This window comes from Sphingobacterium thalpophilum (assembly GCF_901482695.1).
GTDB lineage: Bacteria > Bacteroidota > Bacteroidia > Sphingobacteriales > Sphingobacteriaceae > Sphingobacterium > Sphingobacterium thalpophilum.
Map to the genome: position 1 here is coordinate 1,079,537 of NZ_LR590484.1, position 20,167 is coordinate 1,099,703.

Sequence of the window (20,167 nt, forward strand, 5' to 3'; positions counted from 1 at the left end):
CTTACAGAGACAAAATATAGCACGCGTATGGTAGAAAATTTTACTCAATCAGAAAACGAAGTTCAAAATTTACTAACCCAAAACGAGAAGGAAATGACTGACGAGGATGTAGAAAATGAATTGAAACTTCAATTGCCCAAAATGTTGCTTCATCCAAGCAAAAAATGTATTTCGAATATCTTGGCATATTCGAAACAACTGGAAAAAAGAAAGGCCTAATCAAGAGATTAGGCCTTATTTATAACACATCGCTGCCGCTTACCGCTCCGGGAAACTGCTTACCCTAACAAGCACATACCTGAGATGATTATCAGTCGACTACTGTACCTTTGGATAAAAACATCCTTTTCGCTACCGCCGGTGTGGAGCAAAATTTCTTTTTTGATGGCAATTTTTGCTAAGTTTGGACATCATGTTAAAACAGGAACGATACAAAGCTTTTGTGGATTATTTCTCAAAAAACAATCCGGACGCACAGACTGAGCTCAACTATAGTAATCCATATGAATTGCTTGTGGCGGTCATTTTATCTGCTCAATGTACAGACAAGAGGATAAATCAGGTTACGCCTAAGCTTTTCGAACGTTATCCGGACGCTCAGGCATTGGCAGCCTCAAGTGTAGATGAAGTATTCAGTTATATCCGGTCAGTCAGCTATCCTAACAATAAAGCAAAACATCTTGTCGGCATGGCGCAGATGCTGATTGAAAAATTTAACAATGTGGTTCCCGAAAAAATTGAGGACCTTATTAAGTTACCGGGTGTGGGCAGAAAAACAGCCAATGTCATTTCGTCTGTGGTGTATCACAATCCTGCCATGGCTGTGGACACCCACGTCTTCCGTGTTGCCAACCGGCTTGGGCTGACCTACCGTGCAACCACGCCATTGGCCGCCGAAAAGCAGCTGGTCAAAAACCTTCCAAAGGATACGATCGCCATTGCACACCATTGGCTTATTCTGCATGGCCGCTATATCTGCCTGGCCCGAAGACCACTATGCGAAAAATGTCCTATTACATATATGTGCAAGTATTTTGAGAAAACATATCATATAAAAGACACTTCAGCCGCCGCTGAATCGAAAAACTAATTTTTTTAGTGAAAATATTTGGATTATAATTTTTTATTGTTACTTTTGATAAATATATACTAAAAATATGAGCAACACAGATAAATTAAAGGCTTTACAGCTTACGCTAGATAAACTAGAAAAGAACTTTGGAAAAGGTTCTATTATGAAATTGGGTGATACTGCCGTCGAACCCATCGAAGCAATTTCCACTGGCTCACTGGGCTTGGACATTGCGTTAGGTATCGGTGGTGTACCAAAAGGGCGTATCATAGAAATATACGGTCCTGAATCCTCAGGTAAAACCACTTTGGCAACGCATATCGTCGCGGAAGCTCAGAAAAAAGGCGGTATTGCGGCTATCATTGATGCAGAGCACGCATTTGATAAATATTACGCACAAAAACTGGGTGTTGATGTCGAGAACCTACTGATATCACAACCCGATAATGGTGAGCAAGCTTTGGAAATCGCCGACAATTTAATCCGTTCTGGCGCCATTGATGTCATTGTGATTGACTCTGTAGCGGCGCTCGTTCCTAAAGGAGAGATCGAAGGCGAAATGGGAGACTCAAAGATGGGTCTGCAGGCGAGGCTGATGTCTCAGGCACTCCGTAAGCTGACAGGTACCATCTCCAAAACCAATTGCTGCTGTATTTTCATCAACCAATTGCGTGAAAAAATCGGTGTGATGTTCGGTAACCCAGAAACAACAACAGGTGGTAATGCCCTGAAATTCTATGCCTCTGTACGTCTGGATATTCGCCGTACGTCGCAGATTAAGGACTCCGAAGAAGTGTCGGGTAATCGCGTCAAAGTTAAAATTGTAAAAAATAAAGTAGCCCCTCCATTCCGTATTGCGGAGTTTGATATCATCTTTGGCGAAGGAATTTCTAAAGTAGGTGAAATCATCGACTTGGGTGTTGAGTATGGCATCATTAAGAAAGCTGGTTCCTGGTTTAGTTATGGTGACACAAAACTAGGACAAGGTAGGGATGCCGTAAAAGCCTTATTGTTTGACAACCCTGATTTAATGGACGAACTTGAGGCCAAAATCCGTGCGGAAGTAACAGGAGAAGATCCTTTGCTTCACACGGATGAAAATGAAGACTAGTTGCTGTAATAATTAGTATAATGTAGATAGCCGTCCCTGAGCAGGACGGCTATTTTTTTAACTTCAGATCATGTCGGCTGCAAACTTCAATGATTATTTCGTTACACGTTGGAATTGATTGCTATCTACTGCCGGATTTAGTATTTTAGTCCAGCAGCAGTTGCCTGTCATCCCATACGCTGGACTTAATTTGATATCATGAACCGTAAATTAATTGTATTCTTTTTTATCCTGCTCGGAAGCAGCTTTCAGCTCAGTGCGCAAAAAATACGCATACTGTCCTTCAACATCCATCACGGCAACCCGCCCACCGAGGACGAAACCGTTATCAATCTGGATACCATCGCAAAAATTATCAAAACTACCAACGCTGACCTGGTAGGATTGCAGGAAGTTGATGTTAATTTAGGTCGGTCCAATAACGAAAATCAGGCGAAAAAGCTCGCCGAGCTTACGGGTATGCACTACATTTTCTCAAAAGGAATTGACCTGGAAAAAGGGGAGTATGGAACAGCTATATTATCCAAACATCCGATCCAGCGTGTGGAAAAACATTTCCTCCCCTCGCCCGCAAAAAGCGAACAGCGCAGCCTTGCGGTTGCCGAAGTGAGGATCCAGAATAAAAAACTGTTATTTGCGAATACCCATCTCGACCTAAAAGATGAAAATAAAATTGCGCAAGCCAAATTTATTACTCAACGGTTTAAAAAAGAAAAATTACCTACCATACTTGTTGGCGACCTGAACGCTGAACCTCATGATCCCGCGATCGTGGAACTAGGAAAAATATTTACAAAAAGTACCATCACCAATGGCTTCACTTTTCCCCAAGACTCACCTAATACAGAAATAGACTATATCATGATCAGCAGTGCAGGCGCTAAATTCTCGAACCATCGTATCCTTGATGAACGATATGCCAGTGACCATAGACCTTTGTATGTTGAAATCGATATAAAATAACCCTATGAACTTTAATAGAAGAAAATTTTTAGAAGCTCTTGCCCTAGCAGGCATCACTTTACCCAACATTGCTATAGCCCGGGAACAAACTGGAAATACGGAAGAAGAACAGTTCGCCTTCATCATACCGGCGTACCTACAGAACCAAACGGCCACGGGCATTAGTATCTTTAGCATACTGAACAAACCTGGGCTCGCCTGGGTCGAAATTCTGGACAATTCCGGCAATATACAGGAGAAAATATTTCAGTCAGCGGACGGCATGATCAACGCCAATACCGATTGCTTTCGGTTTACCATCGAGCAAGCCCAACCGACGTTCCGATACCGCATCAAAGCAAAAGAAATTCAAAAATTCGACCCCTACAAGATCGTTTATGGCCAGGAAATCGAGAGCAAAATATATGATGCGAAATTAGCCCACGAAGACCAAGATCAGATCCGCTGTCTCATATATAATGATGTACATGAAGAAAAAGCCAGTTATCGGGATTTGTTGCCCCGGCAGGACACTTCTCCCTATGACTTCTTCGTACTCAATGGAGACTCCTTTCATTATGTAACCAAGCAGGATGATATTACGGAAAAGTTATTGAAACCAATACATTTCTTTGCAACAGACAAGCCTTTTATTATGAACAGAGGCAATCATGAGACCAGGGGATCCTTCGCCCGCAATTTCAAACAATACTTCGGTTATCCAGACAACAAGTTCTATCAAGCTTTCAAAAGAGGTCCTGTTTTCTGGGTTATGCTGGACAGCGGAGAGGACAAGCCCGACAACCACGAAGTCTACGGGGGCACGGTAGATTACGATAATTACCGAAAGGAACAGGCGGGATGGTTAGAAAAAGTACTGCAATCAAAAGAAAGAAAATCCGCCCGTTACACGGTTGTCATTAGTCACATCCCGATTTTCCATTCGGACGACTGGCACGGCACATTAGATAACCGAGCATCCTTTCATCCTTTATTTCAAAAGTACAAAATTGATGTCATGATCTCGGGGCATACCCATCAATACGGATATTATCCAGCTGATAAGGACCACCAATACGCTATTTTCATCGGTGGCGGTCCTAAAATTGGTAACAGGACCGTCATTGACGTATCAGGCACGAATAAATCGTTGACGGTACGTATGACCCGGGACGACGGGGTCGAACTAGGACTGTTGAACCTATAAGAAAGGCGCTCAATTTTTTGAGCGCCTTCCCTATCTCCAGTGAACAATTGCCATCGATATGACATGGATACTTATTCGCCTTTTTCCAAGAAAGGATATCGATAATCCGTATCGGGATTGAATGTCTCCTTGATTGTGCGTGGAGATACCCAACGGAGCAAATTAATCATAGAGCCAGCTTTATCATTCGTTCCCGAACCCCTTGCACCGCCAAAAGGCTGTTGCCCAACCACGGCACCTGTACACTTATCGTTCACGTAAAAATTACCTGCCGCATGTCTAAGCTTATCGGTAGCCAGATTAATCGCATAACGATCCTGAGCTATAATCGAGCCCGTTAAGGCGTAGATAGATGTTTTATCCACGATATCCAATGTCTCTTCAAACTTAGCGTCCTCGTAGACGTATACGGTCAACACTGGACCAAACAATTCTTCTACCATCGTTTCGTAATCCGGCTTTGATGCTTCAATAATCGTCGGATGGATAAAATATCCTTTCGATTTATCATAAGTACCTCCGACAACAATCTCTGCGTCATTGGACTCTTTAGCACGCTCTATGAACTTTGCAAGTTTATCAAATGACTTCTCATCAATAACCGCGTTGATAAAATTAGAAAAGTCTTCGGTTCCACCGATAGTGAATGATTTGACATCCGCGATCATCAATTCTTTTAATGCGGGCCACAAGGACTTAGGAATATATGCTCTGGAAGCCGCCGAACACTTTTGCCCCTGATACTCAAAGGCACCACGTACCAACGCTGTATTTGCAACTTTTACATCGGCTGAAGGGTGGACAACAATAAAATCTTTACCCCCTGTTTCGCCGACGATACGCGGATAAGTCTTATAGCGATGGATATTATCGCCGATTGTTTTCCAGATATCCTGGAATACACCTGTGGATCCTGTAAAATGGATACCCGCGAAATCAGGATGTTGGAAAATAACTTCTCCGGCATCCGGACCAGAAACATATACAAGGTTAATTACACCGTCTGGAAGCCCCGCTTCACGGAAGATCTTCATCAATACATTCGCAGAGTATATCTGAGTGTTAGATGGTTTCCATACCACAACATTTCCCATCATAGCCACACACGAAGGTAGGTTGCCAGCAATCGCCGTAAAATTGAACGGAGTCAATGCAAACACGAAGCCTTCGAGCGGACGTTGCTCCACACGATTCCATACCCCTTTTCCTGAAATGGGAGGCTGCTGTTTGTAAATCTCACTCATGTATTGCACGTTAAAGCGCAAGAAGTCCGTGATCTCGCAAGCGGAATCGATTTCTGCCTGGTACGGATTTTTTGACTGCCCCAACATGGTCGCTGCATTTAGTTCATAACGGTATTTACCCGAAATCAATTCAGCCGCTTTCAGAAAAATCGCCGCACGGTCTTCCCATGCCAAATTCTCCCAGTTCTTTTTTGCTGCTAACGCGGCATTGATCGCATCCGTTACATGTGATTTATCGCCTTGGTTGTATTGACCTAAGATATGCTGATGGTCATGTGGAGGAGCTATATTTACCTTTTTAGAAGTCGTCACTTCTTTACCGCCAATATACATGGGGATATCGATCTGCTTAGAACGTGCTTCATCAATCGCTGCTTTCAACAACTTACGCTCTTTCGTTCCGACAGCGTACGTATACACCGGTTCATTAGTAGGAACAGGAACTGTAAAAAATCCTTTAGACATATTACAATTATTTATTATTCATCCAAAAATTACTCTTCTCCTGGCGATAGCTAGCAGGTTTTCTAATTCTATTTATAAAACCCAATGTTTTCAGCTTGTTAGCTTGCTATTTAACCCGCCAATAGCAGTAAAATTACCTTAATTTTTATGAATACCCAAAGTTAAGCCCTCGCTTTGAGCAGCTTGGAAAAGATACGTTTAATTTTTTCCAATTTCGGTTTATGGCCGACCGACAATTTGGTTCTTTCACATGCAACGTGATCATGTTAGCGATTATCGTACATAGATGATGATGGCATTATCACAGCTGGCAGTGATACTGTTGGCAGTCTACCCCAGAAGACAACCGTTTTTCACTGGATTCCATGCCAATGTGCTCTTCTAAACATGACTTATACAGCTTAAAAAAAAGACGTAACAAGGAGTGCGGGATGAGGCTTTCAACAGACTTATTTTCCGTCGGCAGCCGGGTTCTTTTTCAATTGTCGATAAGGACAAGGTGCGAATAGAAAATTATTGTTAAACAAAAAAGCGGCAATAATTTATATTGCCGCTCCTTCGTATGATGTAAACGGATTCAACTATTTAGCCGCAGCATAATTTTGTGCTACTGCATCCCAATTGATCACATTAAAAATTTCTTCCAAGTATGCTGGGCGTTTGTTTTGGAACTTCAGGTAATAAGCATGCTCCCAAACGTCGATACCTAAGATCGGAGTACCTTTTACTTCGGCAACATCCATTAACGGGTTATCCTGATTTGGTGTAGAAGTCACTGCGAGTTTGCCCTCAGCATTAACGATCAGCCAAGCCCAGCCTGACCCGAAACGTGCCGCTCCAGCTGCCTGAAGTTGTTTTTTCAACTCATCAAATGAACCAAACGCCGCATTGATTGCTTCTGCCAGCTCACCGGTTGGAGCACCTCCAGCGTTTGGCCCCAACACTTTCCAAAATAGCGAGTGGTTGTAGTGACCACCGCCGTTGTTCCGTACAGCAGGGGCATACTTACTTACGTTCTTGATAATATCCAGTAAAGACAAGTTTTCGGCGTCTGTACCCGCGATTGCTTTATTTAAATTATCCACATATGCCTGATGGTGTCTGTCATGGTGGATTTCCATTGTAGTTTTGTCAATATGTGGTTCTAATGCGTCGGCTGCGTATGGTAACGCTTCTAATTCAAATGCCATATCTATTTTAATTTTAAATGTGAATTACTTCGTTTATATATACAAATATAACACAATATACCCTGTTATGTTTTTATGTATTACGATAAATTGAAAATTTGTTTAACGTTTTTGACGAAAAAATGATTTAACCAGATCTGCGCATTCCTCCTCCAAAATTCCCTGCACGATGACAGTTTTGGGATGGAGAATTTTGTCATGAAAATGCGAATATCCTCGCTTTTCGTCCTTTGCCCCATATACGATTTTACCGATATGGGTCCAATAGGCGGCTCCAGCACACATAATACAGGGTTCGATAGTTACGTATAGCGTACATTCATCCAGATATTTGCCCCCGAGATAGTTTGCTGCAGCTGTGAAAGCCTGCATTTCGGCATGCGCTGTTACATCATTGAGCCGCTGGGTTAGATTATGTCCTTTGCCAATTACACGCCCCTTGTGTACGACTACGGCACCGATGGGTACCTCTCCTTCTTCCAGCGCCCGCTTTGCCTCAGTTAAAGCCATACGCATAAAGGACTCGTCGCTATCAATCAGTTGGGTGCCTTCAAAATCTATAAACGTCATACCGCAAACTTAACTAAGTTTAGCTCCATTTGGTAATTTTTTGTCCACTGAAGTCAAAATAATATCTCCTTTCTCATCCGCAAAACCGGTCACCAGACATTCGGAGAAAAAATTGGCAATTTGCTTCTTCGGGAAATTTACCACTGCAACAACTTGCTTACCCAGCAACTCTTCTTTGGTATAGTGTACAGTAATCTGTGCACTGCTCTGCAAAATTCCAATCTCGCTACCAAAATCGATTTTTAGCTGATAGGCAGGTTTTCTGGCTTTGGGAAAATCCTGTACCTCCAGCACCGTCCCAACACGCAAATCGACCCGCTCAAACTCCGCCCAGGTAATGACACTGCTCATAGGCGATTACTATTAATGTCTTCGATCTCCTTGCCAATCGTAAATAAAATATAAGAAGGTTTTCTCCTTAAGCGCTGTGCTAATTTGGCTACTAATTTTTCCTCTTCCCCTGCCTGAAAAGCTAAGTCTTCGTCACTTAAGTGATTATACTTACGACGGAGTTTTTCTTTGGCTACCAGCCATTGTTCTTCGTTAATTTTCAGCATAACTACGATTTAGGTATAAAATTTGTATATCTTTACCAAACTTGTGAAAGTTTGTTTAAAGATACAATATATACATAAATAAAAGACTATGAAAAAGATTTTACCCGCATTACTCTTGATTTGTGGTAGCATAGCAACAGCACAGGCACAGTTGTTACCAGGTTTTGAAGTCGGCCTAAAAGGCGCTTTGAACTTTTCAAAATTCAAAAGCGACGGCAAATACTTCAATTCAGATACCAAAGCAGGTTATCAAGCAGGTCTTTACGGCCGTGTCGGCGTCTTGGGATTCCATGTGCAACCAGAGGTCTACCTAACGGGCAAAAACACTACCGTAAAAGCAGAAAATGGAGAAACGACAGATGTAAAGTTTACAACAGTTGACGTTCCGGTATTGTTGGGTAAACGTTTTGGTCTAGGGCCAATCGGTGCAAGAATACAGACCGGCCCAATTTTCTCATTTAAAGTAGACGACAAACAGGATAAAGTGATCGACCAGCTGAACCCGAACAATTACAAAAAAAGCGGCACATCATGGGCTTTTGGCGTGGGCGCTGACATTTCAAGCTTACGGGTAGACGTACGTTATGAAATGGGACTGAATAAGGTCAACAACGAAAGCCAGGCAAATCCCAAAATCAATATGTGGAGTATTGGCTTAGGCTATAGATTATTCAGCATCCTGTAGTCAGTTAACCAGCATTTAGACATCATTTAAAGTTCGTTTTTATCCAAAACGGACTTTTTGTTTTCACAAACTTTAGAACCGTTCTAAATTATTGCTTTTTCTTGTCAAAATGGTATCATATTTAATAGCAAATAGTAGATTTGCCTAATTAAAATTAAATTACAAGGATAATGAGTAAATCAAAGCCAGTTTTCAGTTCTTCGATTGGGAAGAAGCTAATCATGAGCTTAACAGGAATCTTTCTATGTTTATTCCTGGTTGTTCACTTGGTTGGTAACTTGCAATTATTTAAAGATGATGCGGGTCTAGCGTTCAACAAGTACGCTTACTTTATGACTCACTTTACACCAATCAAAGTTGTTTCTTACTTATTGTATGCTTCGGTAATCATTCACGTCATCTATGCCATCACATTGACGATGAAAAATAAAGCCGCTCGTCCTATTGGTTATGCTAAATATGACGGCCAAGCAAACAGTAAATGGAATTCACGCAACATGGGTATCTTGGGTACGGTCATTTTAGTATTCATAGCTACGCATATGTCCAATTTTTGGTGGAAGTTCCATAATGATCAAGTACCGTACATTGAATACCGCACTGATTTGGCAACTGGACAAACAACAGCGAGAGAACTTCAAGCTTCTGAATTCCATGACTATCAGGAAACGGTAGAAAACAATGTTCAAATCGTAAAGGCAAGAGATTTGTACAAACAAGTAGACTTTGCTTTTCAAAATGTTGCATTGGTCGCTTTATATGTCATTGCGATGGCAGCGCTGGCATTCCACTTAATTCATGGTTTCCAATCCGCATTCCAGACTTTGGGTTTCAATCACAGAAGATACATTGGAATTATCAGAGGGATCGGTGTTTGGGTATTTGGGGTTTTAATTCCAATAGGCTTTGCATTAATGCCATTGTTTTTCTTCTTTAAATAATTCGGAATCTTTAAGATAAGGTTCAGGCCTTATCGATCAATATAAAATTAAGAGATATGTTAGATTCAAAAGTACCAGCGGGCCCATTGGCCCAAAAGTGGTCAAATCATAAATTTAATCTTAAATTGGTTAACCCTGCTAACAAACGTAAGTTTACGATTATCGTTGTTGGTACAGGTCTCGCAGGTGCGTCTGCAGCTGCATCGTTAGCCGAACTAGGATACAATGTAATTACATTCTGTTACCAGGATTCACCTCGTCGTGCCCACTCAATCGCGGCTCAAGGTGGTATTAATGCGGCGAAGAGTTATCAAAATGATGGTGACTCAGTGTTTCGTTTATTCTACGATACGATCAAAGGAGGTGATTACCGTTCACGTGAAGCAAACGTATATCGTTTGGCGGAAGTTTCGGTGAATATTATCGACCAATGCGTTGCGCAAGGTGTTCCATTTGCACGTGAATATGGCGGTCTATTGGACAACCGTTCTTTTGGTGGTGCTCAAGTAAGCCGTACATTTTATGCGCGTGGTCAAACTGGACAACAGTTATTATTGGGAGCTTACTCTGCATTGAACCGTCAGATTAAAAAAGGTAAAGTCAAATCCTATACACGTCATGAGATGCTGGATTTGGTAGTGATTGACGGTCACGCTAAGGGAGTCGTTACACGTGACCTTGTATCCGGTAAAATTGAAACACATGCTGCGCATGCTGTATTGATGTGTACTGGTGGTTATGGCAACGTATTCTTCTTATCGACCAATGCCATGGGTTGTAACGTGACTGCAGCTTGGAGAGCGCACAAACGCGGTGCTTATTTTGCAAATCCATGTTACACGCAGATCCACCCTACGTGTATCCCTGTCACTGGAGATCACCAGTCGAAATTGACTTTGATGTCAGAATCTCTTCGTAATGATGGTCGTGTCTGGGTTCCTAAAACCCGTGAAATGGCGGAGAAATTACGTAAGGGGGAGATCAAAGCCAATGATATCAAAGAAGAGGATAGAGATTACTTCCTGGAACGTAAATATCCTTCGTTCGGTAATTTGGTACCACGCGACGTTGCCTCACGTAATGCCAAAGAAGCTGTTGATGACGGCCGCGGAGTAGGTAAAACTGGTTTTGCCGTTTTCTTGGATTTTAAAGAAGCGATCGGCCGCCTAGGTGAAGATGCTGTACGTGCAAAATATGGTAACTTATTTGACATGTACTACCAGATCACAGATGAAAATCCTTATAAAGAACCGATGCGTATCTACCCTGCTGTACATTATACAATGGGTGGTGTATGGGTTGATTACAATTTAATGACTACAATTCCGGGTCTTTATGCCCTAGGTGAATGTAACTTTTCGGATCACGGCGCTAACCGCTTAGGTGCATCTGCGTTGATGCAAGGGCTTGCTGATGGCTACTTCGTTATTCCTTACACAGTGGGGGACTACCTAGCTAAATTAGGTTCTTTCGCTCCAGTTGACCACAATCACCCAGCGTTTGAAGCTACACGGAAAGAAGTGGAAGACCGAATCAATAAGTTATTGTCGCTAAAAGGTACGCAAACAGTGGATGATATCCACAAAAAGCTAGGTCACATCATGTGGGAATATTGTGGAATGGCGCGTACTGCAGAAGGATTACAAAAAGCGCAAGGTTTGATCCAGGAGCTTAGAAAAGAATTCTGGACCAATGCTAGAGTTCTTGGTGAGAACGAAGAACTTAACCTTTCTTTAGAGAAAGCTGGCCGTGTAGCAGACTTCTTGGAATTGGGCGAATTAATGGTCGTCGACGCACTGCAACGTGCAGAGTCCTGCGGTGGTCACTTCCGCTTGGAAAGCCAAACTGAAGAAGGGGAAGCCAAACGTAACGATGAAGAATTCGCTTATGTATCGGCTTGGGAATACAAGGGAGAAAATGTACCTGAGCAATTGCACAAGGAAGATCTTGTATTCGAAAACGTTCAGTTAACACAAAGAAGTTATAAATAAGAAAGAAATATTATCATGGCACAACATATGAATTTAACGCTGAAAGTTTGGCGTCAAAAAAATGATAAAGAGAGAGGTCAATTTGTGACTTATCAGGCAAACGATATCGCTGATGATATGTCTTTCTTAGAGATGCTTGATATTGTGAATGAAGAATTGACACGTAAAGGCGAAGATCCGATATACTTTGACCACGATTGCCGTGAAGGTATTTGTGGTATGTGTTCACTCGTGATCAACGGTCGCCCGCACGGTCCTAAACAAGGTACTACAACCTGCCAGTTGCATATGCGCAGTTTCCACGATGGACAGACGATCGTGATTGAGCCTTGGAGAGCAGCAGCGTTTCCAGTGCTAAAAGATCTTGCTGTAGACCGTACAGCTTTCGACCGCATCCAGCAGGCAGGTGGATATATCAATATAAATACGGGAGGTGTTCCTGATGCCAACACTATTCCTATTCCGAAACGTATTGCCGACGAAGCATTTGAATCGGCTACTTGTATCGGTTGCGGTGCTTGTGTGGCAGCCTGTAAAAACGCTTCAGCGATGTTGTTTGTATCTGCGAAAGTATCACAGTTCGCTCTTTTACCGCAAGGCCAAACTGAGCGCTACGAACGTGCCCAGGCTATGGTAGACCAAATGGATGCAGAGGGCTTTGGTAACTGTACCAATACTGGTGCCTGCGAGGCTGAATGTCCTGTAGGTATCAAGCTGACAAATATTGCTCGTCTTAACCGTGAATATTTGACGGCTAAAATCTTCAGACAAGAAGAACCTCACGCCTAGGCGCTACAATAAAATAATATAAAAGTCCTTGCCCTAAGAAAGCAAGGACTTTTTTTTATATTTACAATAATGTAAATTGACTAACGTGAATTCTGGTATAAAAATTCGTTTACTTCTACTCATTTTAACGCTTTGCTTTATCGGGACAGCGATAACCATCAAAGAATCTGTCACTAATAAAGAAATACTGGACATTGACACCAAATCGCTCAATGATCACATTGCCGAACAGGAGAAAAAAGTCGACAAAATATTCAATGATTCCCTGCTTCTCAAAACATTCAAGAACTACGATCAGTATCCGATAGCCGTTTATCAAGCTTTTGAAAAGTACAAGAATCAGGATAAGATATTTCTTTTCCTTTTTAAGAACCATGAGCCTAAGATGTGGAGTACCCATTTATTTGTACCGATCACAGATCAGGGCTTCCTGGAAAAATCGCATTTTACGCAGGACGACAACCGCTCTTATGTGGTCCGTAAAAAGACCATCGGCAATATAAGCATCCTCGCATATATCCTTGTTAAGGGCTATACAAACAATAATAATCCTTATCTAAACTCGTCTCTCCGGAGAAACTTCTTTGAGACCAGGAATATCGATATTGCTTCTTACACCGATACGGTGGCGATTAAAAATATTTATAGTAGCGAAGGCTCCTATCTCTTCTCGGTGAAACTCAAGGAAGGTGAGCATGAAAACGCATATACCATTTTACAGTTCTTTTGCTGGCTTATGGGTTGGATTGCACTGCTAATTTTCTTTAACAGCCTTTGCTTGCATATGGCTAAGACCGGAAAGCCCTGGTATGGCACCTTGCTTCTCGCCCTAGTTTTTATTTTGGTAAAAGTTGCAGACCTCGAATGGAATCTACTGTCAGAGAATGCCACATTTGCAATCTTTGATTCCCGCAATTACGCCTATAACAGTCTCTTTCCAAACATCTGGTCTGTCCTTTCCACGACCATTTTGCTTCTCTGGCTTGTCCTATTCATTTATTCGATCCGAAAGGAACTAAGTTTTGACAAAATCAGAAATATCCGGCTCTTTAAACTTCCGATAGCCGTCACATTTATATTAAGTATATATCTGGCCTTTGCTCTTTTATATGATATCGCCGGTACGCTGGTCACACATTCCAACAATATCTATTTTGATTTTACCAAACTTGTCGACCTTCATTTTTTGAGCTGGGTAGACCTGGGTATCGTCGGATTGGCAATTCTGGCGCTTAATATCTATATTGACCTTGTCCTATTCTTCCTGAAGAAACTGGAACTGAAGCCTACGCAACTGCTAAATATACAGTTAGCCTGTGTCATTTTTGTCATTTTGCTTATATCGATCTACATTGAGAAAAATAGCCTGGTCAATCTCCTGTTGGCCGTGATCATTCTGGTAAAGTCCTTCGGCGAAAAATATTTTGATCGTCATATCTTGACAAATTATATCGCTGTTCTTATTCTATGGGCAGTAATAAGTGCCATTACACACGCCCGCTATTATCAGGAGCGCGATCTCATCGATATGAAAATTCTGCTCAGCAATCTTCAGTCAGAGGATGATGTGAATGCTGTTTCACTATTTTCAGATATTGAGAGCGGCATCGCTAACGATAAAGAACTGAAGCATTTATTTAATATTAGTCTGCCGCATCCGAATACAGAAGCTATCAATGACTTTATTAAGAAAAAGTACTTTAGCGGCTACCTTTCCAAATATGAGTTCAAGGCCTATTATTATGATCAGAATAATATCCCGTTAAATCCCTACAGCCAAAATCGCATCAATGAATATCGCGAGAAAGTGATCAATAAATCCATAAAGGTCACGCAGAATTTCTATCGGGCGAGTGCCGAGCTGGGGACGCATGAATATTTCTCGATAATTCCCCTTGTGATCGATTCGGACATAACCGTTAATATCATTATTAATCTCTCCAATAAGGATTTTAGTTATACCGTGCCCTATCCTGAAATCCTGACGGATATGCGCATCAACAACTCGCAATACTATAATAAAGGCGACTATTCGATCGCATTGTATAAAGGTGGCTCACTGGTGACCCAATTTGGAAAATATACCTATGAGAACAATCTCAGAGGGCTACAGGGGGCGCCTGGACAATACATTACCGTGCTTGACAGAGACGCATACCTACATATGGCATATATTGCCAACAAATTTTCCACTTACGTTATCAGCAAACAGAAACCTTCTTTTTGGGACTACGTCGCCACTACATCCTTCCTCTTTCTCGTATTTTTTATGGTATTTGTGATTTTCCATTTCATAAAGTCCTTCTACATTTTTCTGAAAAACACAAAGCTTACCTTCCGTAACCTAAAATATCAATTTTACAAAATCGTCAATAAGATTCAGTATTCAACACGTATACAGACCTCCATCATTTCGTCCGTTATACTGGCCATCCTGATATCTGCAGTAATTTCGTATATCAGTATTAATAAACAACTTTATAACAACAACAGAAATAGCAAGGAGCGCTTTATCATTGAGCTCGGCAAACGTATGGAAAATATGTTGACGGATACTGACGATGCCTCTAATGAAACGCAGCTCATCAGCATTTTAAAAACCCTATCCGAGACCGTATCCAAAGATTTTAACCTGTATTCGAAGTCTGGAAGACTACTCTATAGCTCTCAGCGCCGGATCTACGATCTAGAGCTTTTTTCGACATTCATCAATCCGGCAGCTCTCAAAAATCTGTCGATATTAAAGAAATCCGAGACCATCGAGGATGAAGGAATTGGGACCTTCCAGTTTGAAACGAGTTATGCGACTATCCGAGACAAAAATTACAATACGTTGGCTTATATCGGTATCCCTAATTTTTCCTTGCAGAAGGAAGAAAATATTAATAAAAATCTACTTTTAAACACCATAGTCAACATTTATTCCTTGATAATCATTGGATTTGGTTTCTATGCCACATTCGTGGCCAATAGTGTGACTAATCCGCTCAGCATCATCAGTAAGAAGATCTCACAGCTGCGACTCGGTCAGCCCAATGAGCCACTATTCTGGCAGCGAAATGATGAGATCGGAACTCTGATCAAAGAGTATAATCTCATGATCATAAAATTGGAGGACTATGCCAATAAAATAAAAGATACGGAACGTGAATCGACCTGGCGTGAAATGGCGCAACAGATCGCACACGAGATCAAGAATCCATTGACACCGATGAAATTAGGCATTCAACAGCTCCGCAGGTCGTATAAGGATAATGATCCTAAATTTCCTGACCGTTTTAATAAGTTCTCTACCTCATTTATTGAACAAATCGACGCACTTACACAGATTGCATCCGAATTTTCGCATTTTGCTAAATTTCCAACTACCGTAACGGAAAACATCAATATTGTGGAGAAAATCTCCCAATCCATCTCTTTGTACAATAATACGCCAAACGTAAGTATCCGGTTAATCAACAACGCAGATCAAAAAACCTTAATTGTTAAAGCAGATGGTAATGAATTGTTACGTACGTTCAATAATTTAATCAAAAATGCCATCGAAGGTGGATATGGCCGGAAAAACATGAAAATAGAGATCTCCATCGAACGTTATTCGGACAAGTTTGTAAAAATCGACGTGCGGGACAACGGTTACGGCATCCCCGAAGCCATGAAGGACAAGATATTCCAAATCAACTTTACGACAAAAAGTTCGGGCAACGGCTTGGGTTTGGTGTTGGTAAAAAAAACAATAGAAGCATGTAATGGCCAAATATTCTTTGAATCGGCGGAAGGTGAAGGCACCACATTTCATATCTTATTGCCCTTGCAGCAGATCGAGTCCTAATGAAGCATGGAACGCTGGAGTCTGAAGCTCGGGGGATATTGACCAAATGAAAACGGGTTAGATCCCTAATGCATCTAACCCGTTATATTTATTGCTGTTGAATGCAGCACATATATACATCTATTTCTTTCGCCATCGACTAACAATAATTAGTCCTAACGCAATACAATGGTTGATCTTCCCATGATCGCATTGTCTTCATAAAGAAGTACTGTATAAGCTCCTTTTGAAAAGCCATTTTCGGCAGCCCAATAGACGATATACTCTTCTCCTTTGTTCGTGAACATAATGTTGTGTTTAAAGGTATACTGCAACTTTTCGCCATGTACAAAGAAAATGTTGTCACCTTGCACAACCAGATTACCTTGCGGATCTATAATCCGTACAAAAATATCCCGCTCACCGGTTTTGGCCAACGCATTATCGGCAATAGTAAAATTGACTTTCAATTTATCTACCCGTTTGGCGCGTTCTTCGACCGATTCTTTCCCATTTCTTTTAACAGCCAGACCGTTAATACTTATACTGGAGACTTTCAGGGCAGACGCTGTCGCCACTTTCTCCTTTAATTCGGAGTTACTGTTCACCAATGACGTAATCTGTTTCTCCTTTTCAACAACAGATTCGCTAAGATTGGAATTTTGCTTTGACAATATCTGGTTTTCCTGAATCAACCGCTGTACATTGATGCGATAGCTATCCACCTGCTTTTTTAGCCGGTTGATTTTTTGTTGCGCATCATCAATTTCTCTAGCCGTGATGCTTTGATTTTCCAATTTTTTTCGCAAAATTGCAATTTCAGCTCTCGAATCTTCCTTTTGTAGCGTCATCTCCGGTGTAAGCTGTACATTTTCGACGTCAATCTTATCCAATTCCGCTTCGATCCGATCAATCTGAACTTGGAGATTTTCTTTCTCCACAGTCAATGCATACACTTTCTCACCATTTGTCTTAAATTTGACATAAAAATATATATTGGTGGCAAGTAACGCTGCTATTGCAATTATAAAGAAATAAATCTTAGAAGAATCCTTCTTTTTTTCCTCTTCCTGTTTACTCGAAACAACCTCTGAATTCATCATAATAGCCTGTCATATTCATAGTAGATGTTTTTTCATCATTTCTATTAAATGTTTAAACAAAAATTATTCCAGTTTTATTTTTCCTTTATCCAAGGAGACTTATTCGAAGTAGTTTAGGGTCTGAAAACCACCTTGTTTGAGGTATTCCTCTTTACGCATCAGGTGTAGATCCGATTGTACCATATCTGTTACCAATGACTGGAGGTCATATTTTGGTTTCCAGCCCAATTTTGTATTGGCTTTAGTGGGATCGCCAATTAACAAGTCAACTTCAGTCGGCCTAAAATAAGCAGGATCAACTTTAACAACGGTCTGACCAAACTTGATCAGGGACTTATCAATATTTAAAGCGGCGAGACGTTCTTCATCCACATCGATGATAACGCCCTTTTCCTGTTCACCCTTACCACTGAATTCTACTTCCATCCCCAGTTCAGCAAATGCCATACGGACAAAGTCCCGAACGGTGGTCGTCACGCCGGTAGCAATAACAAAGTCTTCCGGCTTTTCCTGCTGAAGGATAAGCCACATCGCTTCTACGTAATCTTTGGCATGTCCCCAATCCCGCTGCGCGGAAAGATTTCCCAAGTAAAGCTTGTCCTGCAAGCCCAATGCTATCTTAGCCACAGCACGTGTAATTTTGCGGGTTACAAACGTTTCTCCTCTGACAGGGCTTTCATGATTGAACAGGATACCGTTACATGCATACATATTATACGCCTCACGATAGTTTACGGTAATCCAATAAGCATACATCTTGGCGACGGCGTAGGGGCTCCGGGGATAAAACGGCGTTGTTTCACTTTGTGGAACCGCCTGTACCAGTCCATATAATTCGGAAGTGGATGCTTGATAGATTCGGGTCTTTTCAACCAATCCCAGCAGACGGACAGCCTCTAATATGCGTAACGTACCAATGCCATCGGCATTAGCTGTATATTCAGGAGTATCAAAACTAACTTTAACGTGAGATTGTGCGGCCAGATTATAAATTTCGTCGGGTTGTGTTTCCTGGATAATGCGGATCAAGTTGGTCGAATCGGTCAAATCACCAAAATGCAAGGTAAAATTTCTATTGTCAAGATGAGGATCCTGATAAAGATGATCGATACGATCCGTATTAAACAAGGAGCTTCTCCGTTTTAGGCCATGCACCTTATACCCTTTTTTCAGTAAGAATTCAGCCAAATAGGCGCCATCCTGACCTGTTATACCTGTTATTAATGCAGTTTTCGTGTTTTGTTCAGCCATATTTCTCTCTTATTAGTCCGATCTCCTTGTTCCTTTGACATACTACATGTTTAGCCTCTTCTGTTGCCTAAAAGCGCTGGTAGAATTCATTGCCAGACCAGCACCGAAGTTATCATGAACAGTTTCTTTTACTGTTTTCTAAAACTCACAGCCCATTGCATAGATCCGGAAGATTTCGGAATGTAAAAGTATTAAATTTTAAACAAAAAAAGCCATAGGAATTCCTATAGCTTTCTGTTATTGTTGGGTTTTATTATTGACTTAGTTTACTCGGGAGAAATTAAACACCAAATACGCTTCTCCGTTTGCAACTGTCAGGGGCATTTTCATGACTAATTTGTTACCGTCAGAATATGAGAGATCCATACGATAACCAGTAGTCACATTTTTAGCTTTATCACCTGCGTAGATTTTTTTAAACTGAAACTGTGGCTCACCCAGGCCTTTGCCCGGATTATAAATTGACCAAAAGATCTCACGGGAAGCACCGGGTGCACATAATGTTCCTTGGGCGTTGAACGTAATCGACCCTTTTCCATTACCTATGAAATTCCATGTGCTCCCTACAAAACATTCTGCAGGAGCCTCCTCAAATACACTTTTAATAGTAAAGGTAGATGGTAAGTTTTCTCTATCGATTGAATTCAGTGTCCAAGTTCCTTTAACGGCGGACTTCCATTCCGAAGCACTTGGTCCCGAAGACACACTGGTATTGGAAACATTTCCAGATGATGTACCTTGCTTTTGTGCACCACAAGAGAATAAGGTCACCGTAGCAAAAATAGTTGCTAATGATAAAACTAATCGATTCATATCTATAAATTTTAATTTCAAATTGTATTTTTGGAGTAAATAAGTCCACAAATCATGAAGATCACAGCCAAAAATCATACCACAAGCAAGATAATCGCGAAAACTCTTATGAGGTTGTTTATCATCCTCCTGGCGTTTGCCGCCTATCCACTCTTTCTGGGACAGGAATCGAAAGCAAAACTGGGTCACATCAGCCTCGCATTCACCCACAAAGCTGCCCTTGTCGCACCCGTATTGCTATTCTGTTTTATCCTGGGATTGATGATAGCCGTGTTAAAGCACAAATATAATAGAATTGACCTAAATTGGCTATTTTCTCTGGCCACAATCTTCGGCATTCTATATTTGATATTATTGTATTCAAGAATTTACCCAGCGATCGCGTAACTAAAATTGCTTAATTCGCCAAAGTTCCTAACTTTGGA

At 41.3% G+C, this 20,167-nt stretch carries 18 protein-coding genes; 10 read left to right on the forward strand and 8 right to left on the reverse strand.

From position 1 onward, the window contains the following. Positions 1-27 precede the first annotated feature (27 nt). From FGL37_RS04650 to FGL37_RS04670, 5 genes are all read left to right on the forward strand, one after another. Entirely contained in the window at positions 28-219 is a 192-nt protein-coding gene (locus FGL37_RS04650) for a hypothetical protein (protein ID WP_028071524.1), read from the forward strand. 193 nt (positions 220-412) lie between these two features. Beyond that, positions 413-1,090: an endonuclease III gene (gene nth / locus FGL37_RS04655; RefSeq protein WP_028071525.1), complete on the forward strand. Its 678-nt coding sequence runs from the start codon at positions 413-415 to the stop codon at positions 1,088-1,090. Between the two features lie 67 nt (positions 1,091-1,157). After that, positions 1,158-2,183 carry a recombinase RecA gene (recA, locus tag FGL37_RS04660; RefSeq protein ID WP_028071526.1) on the forward strand — a complete coding sequence of 342 codons (1,026 nt, stop codon included), beginning with the start codon at positions 1,158-1,160 and terminating at the stop codon, positions 2,181-2,183. Between the two features lie 198 nt (positions 2,184-2,381). Then, positions 2,382-3,146 carry an endonuclease/exonuclease/phosphatase family protein gene (locus FGL37_RS04665; RefSeq protein ID WP_037534141.1) on the forward strand — a complete coding sequence of 255 codons (765 nt, stop codon included), beginning with the start codon at positions 2,382-2,384 and terminating at the stop codon, positions 3,144-3,146. A 4-nt stretch (positions 3,147-3,150) separates the two neighbouring features. After that, on the forward strand, positions 3,151-4,332 hold the full coding sequence (locus tag FGL37_RS04670; protein WP_028071527.1) for a metallophosphoesterase family protein: 1,182 nt from the start codon (positions 3,151-3,153) through the stop codon (positions 4,330-4,332). Between the two features lie 71 nt (positions 4,333-4,403). On the opposite strand, the gene pruA is transcribed toward FGL37_RS04670, so the two are convergent. The 5 genes from pruA to FGL37_RS04695 form a co-directional block, all read right to left on the reverse strand. Next, entirely contained in the window at positions 4,404-6,041 is a 1,638-nt protein-coding gene (pruA, locus tag FGL37_RS04675; protein ID WP_028071528.1) for an L-glutamate gamma-semialdehyde dehydrogenase, read from the reverse strand. Positions 6,042-6,622: 581 nt separating this feature from the next. After that, a complete protein-coding gene (locus tag FGL37_RS04680) occupies positions 6,623-7,231 on the reverse strand; it encodes a superoxide dismutase (protein ID WP_028071529.1) in 609 nt (202 codons plus the stop codon). A 102-nt stretch (positions 7,232-7,333) separates the two neighbouring features. After that, a complete protein-coding gene (locus FGL37_RS04685) occupies positions 7,334-7,801 on the reverse strand; it encodes a nucleoside deaminase (protein ID WP_081817977.1) in 468 nt (155 codons plus the stop codon). Positions 7,802-7,810: 9 nt separating this feature from the next. Then, the gene (locus FGL37_RS04690) at positions 7,811-8,152 is read right to left on the reverse strand and encodes a tRNA-binding protein (RefSeq protein WP_028071531.1); all 342 of its coding nucleotides are present in this window, start codon (positions 8,150-8,152) and stop codon (positions 7,811-7,813) included. Beyond that, on the reverse strand, positions 8,149-8,358 hold the full coding sequence (locus tag FGL37_RS04695) for a hypothetical protein (protein ID WP_051607247.1): 210 nt from the start codon (positions 8,356-8,358) through the stop codon (positions 8,149-8,151). The genes FGL37_RS04690 and FGL37_RS04695 overlap by 4 nt, the downstream gene beginning before the upstream one ends. 88 nt (positions 8,359-8,446) lie before the next feature. Between FGL37_RS04695 and FGL37_RS04700 the strand changes: the two genes are divergently transcribed. The 5 genes from FGL37_RS04700 (at position 8,447) to FGL37_RS04720 (ending at position 16,596) form a co-directional block, all read left to right on the forward strand. Then, positions 8,447-9,043 (forward strand): porin family protein, encoded by a 597-nt coding sequence (locus FGL37_RS04700; protein ID WP_028071533.1) that lies wholly within the window; start codon positions 8,447-8,449, stop codon positions 9,041-9,043. A 170-nt stretch (positions 9,044-9,213) separates the two neighbouring features. Further along, positions 9,214-9,984, forward strand: a complete 771-nt coding sequence (locus tag FGL37_RS04705) for a succinate dehydrogenase cytochrome b subunit (RefSeq protein ID WP_028071534.1) — start codon at positions 9,214-9,216, stop codon at positions 9,982-9,984. 56 nt (positions 9,985-10,040) lie between these two features. After that, positions 10,041-11,975, forward strand: coding sequence for a fumarate reductase/succinate dehydrogenase flavoprotein subunit (locus FGL37_RS04710; protein WP_028071535.1), 1,935 nt, complete (start codon positions 10,041-10,043; stop codon positions 11,973-11,975). Between the two features lie 15 nt (positions 11,976-11,990). After that, complete coding sequence (locus tag FGL37_RS04715; protein WP_171019303.1) at positions 11,991-12,764, forward strand: succinate dehydrogenase/fumarate reductase iron-sulfur subunit; 774 nt, start codon at positions 11,991-11,993, stop codon at positions 12,762-12,764. Between the two features lie 85 nt (positions 12,765-12,849). Beyond that, positions 12,850-16,596, forward strand: coding sequence for a sensor histidine kinase (locus tag FGL37_RS04720; protein ID WP_051607248.1), 3,747 nt, complete (start codon positions 12,850-12,852; stop codon positions 16,594-16,596). A 155-nt stretch (positions 16,597-16,751) separates the two neighbouring features. Here the strand turns inward: FGL37_RS04720 and FGL37_RS04725 are convergent, their stop codons facing one another. From FGL37_RS04725 to FGL37_RS04735, 3 genes are all read right to left on the reverse strand, one after another. Then, entirely contained in the window at positions 16,752-17,678 is a 927-nt protein-coding gene (locus tag FGL37_RS04725; protein ID WP_138096676.1) for a DUF8428 domain-containing protein, read from the reverse strand. Between the two features lie 99 nt (positions 17,679-17,777). Next, positions 17,778-18,929 carry a GDP-mannose 4,6-dehydratase gene (gene gmd, locus FGL37_RS04730; protein WP_028071539.1) on the reverse strand — a complete coding sequence of 384 codons (1,152 nt, stop codon included), beginning with the start codon at positions 18,927-18,929 and terminating at the stop codon, positions 17,778-17,780. 261 nt (positions 18,930-19,190) lie between these two features. Continuing rightward, on the reverse strand, positions 19,191-19,952 hold the full coding sequence (locus tag FGL37_RS04735) for a lipocalin family protein (protein WP_232048633.1): 762 nt from the start codon (positions 19,950-19,952) through the stop codon (positions 19,191-19,193). Positions 19,953-20,167 lie beyond the last annotated feature (215 nt).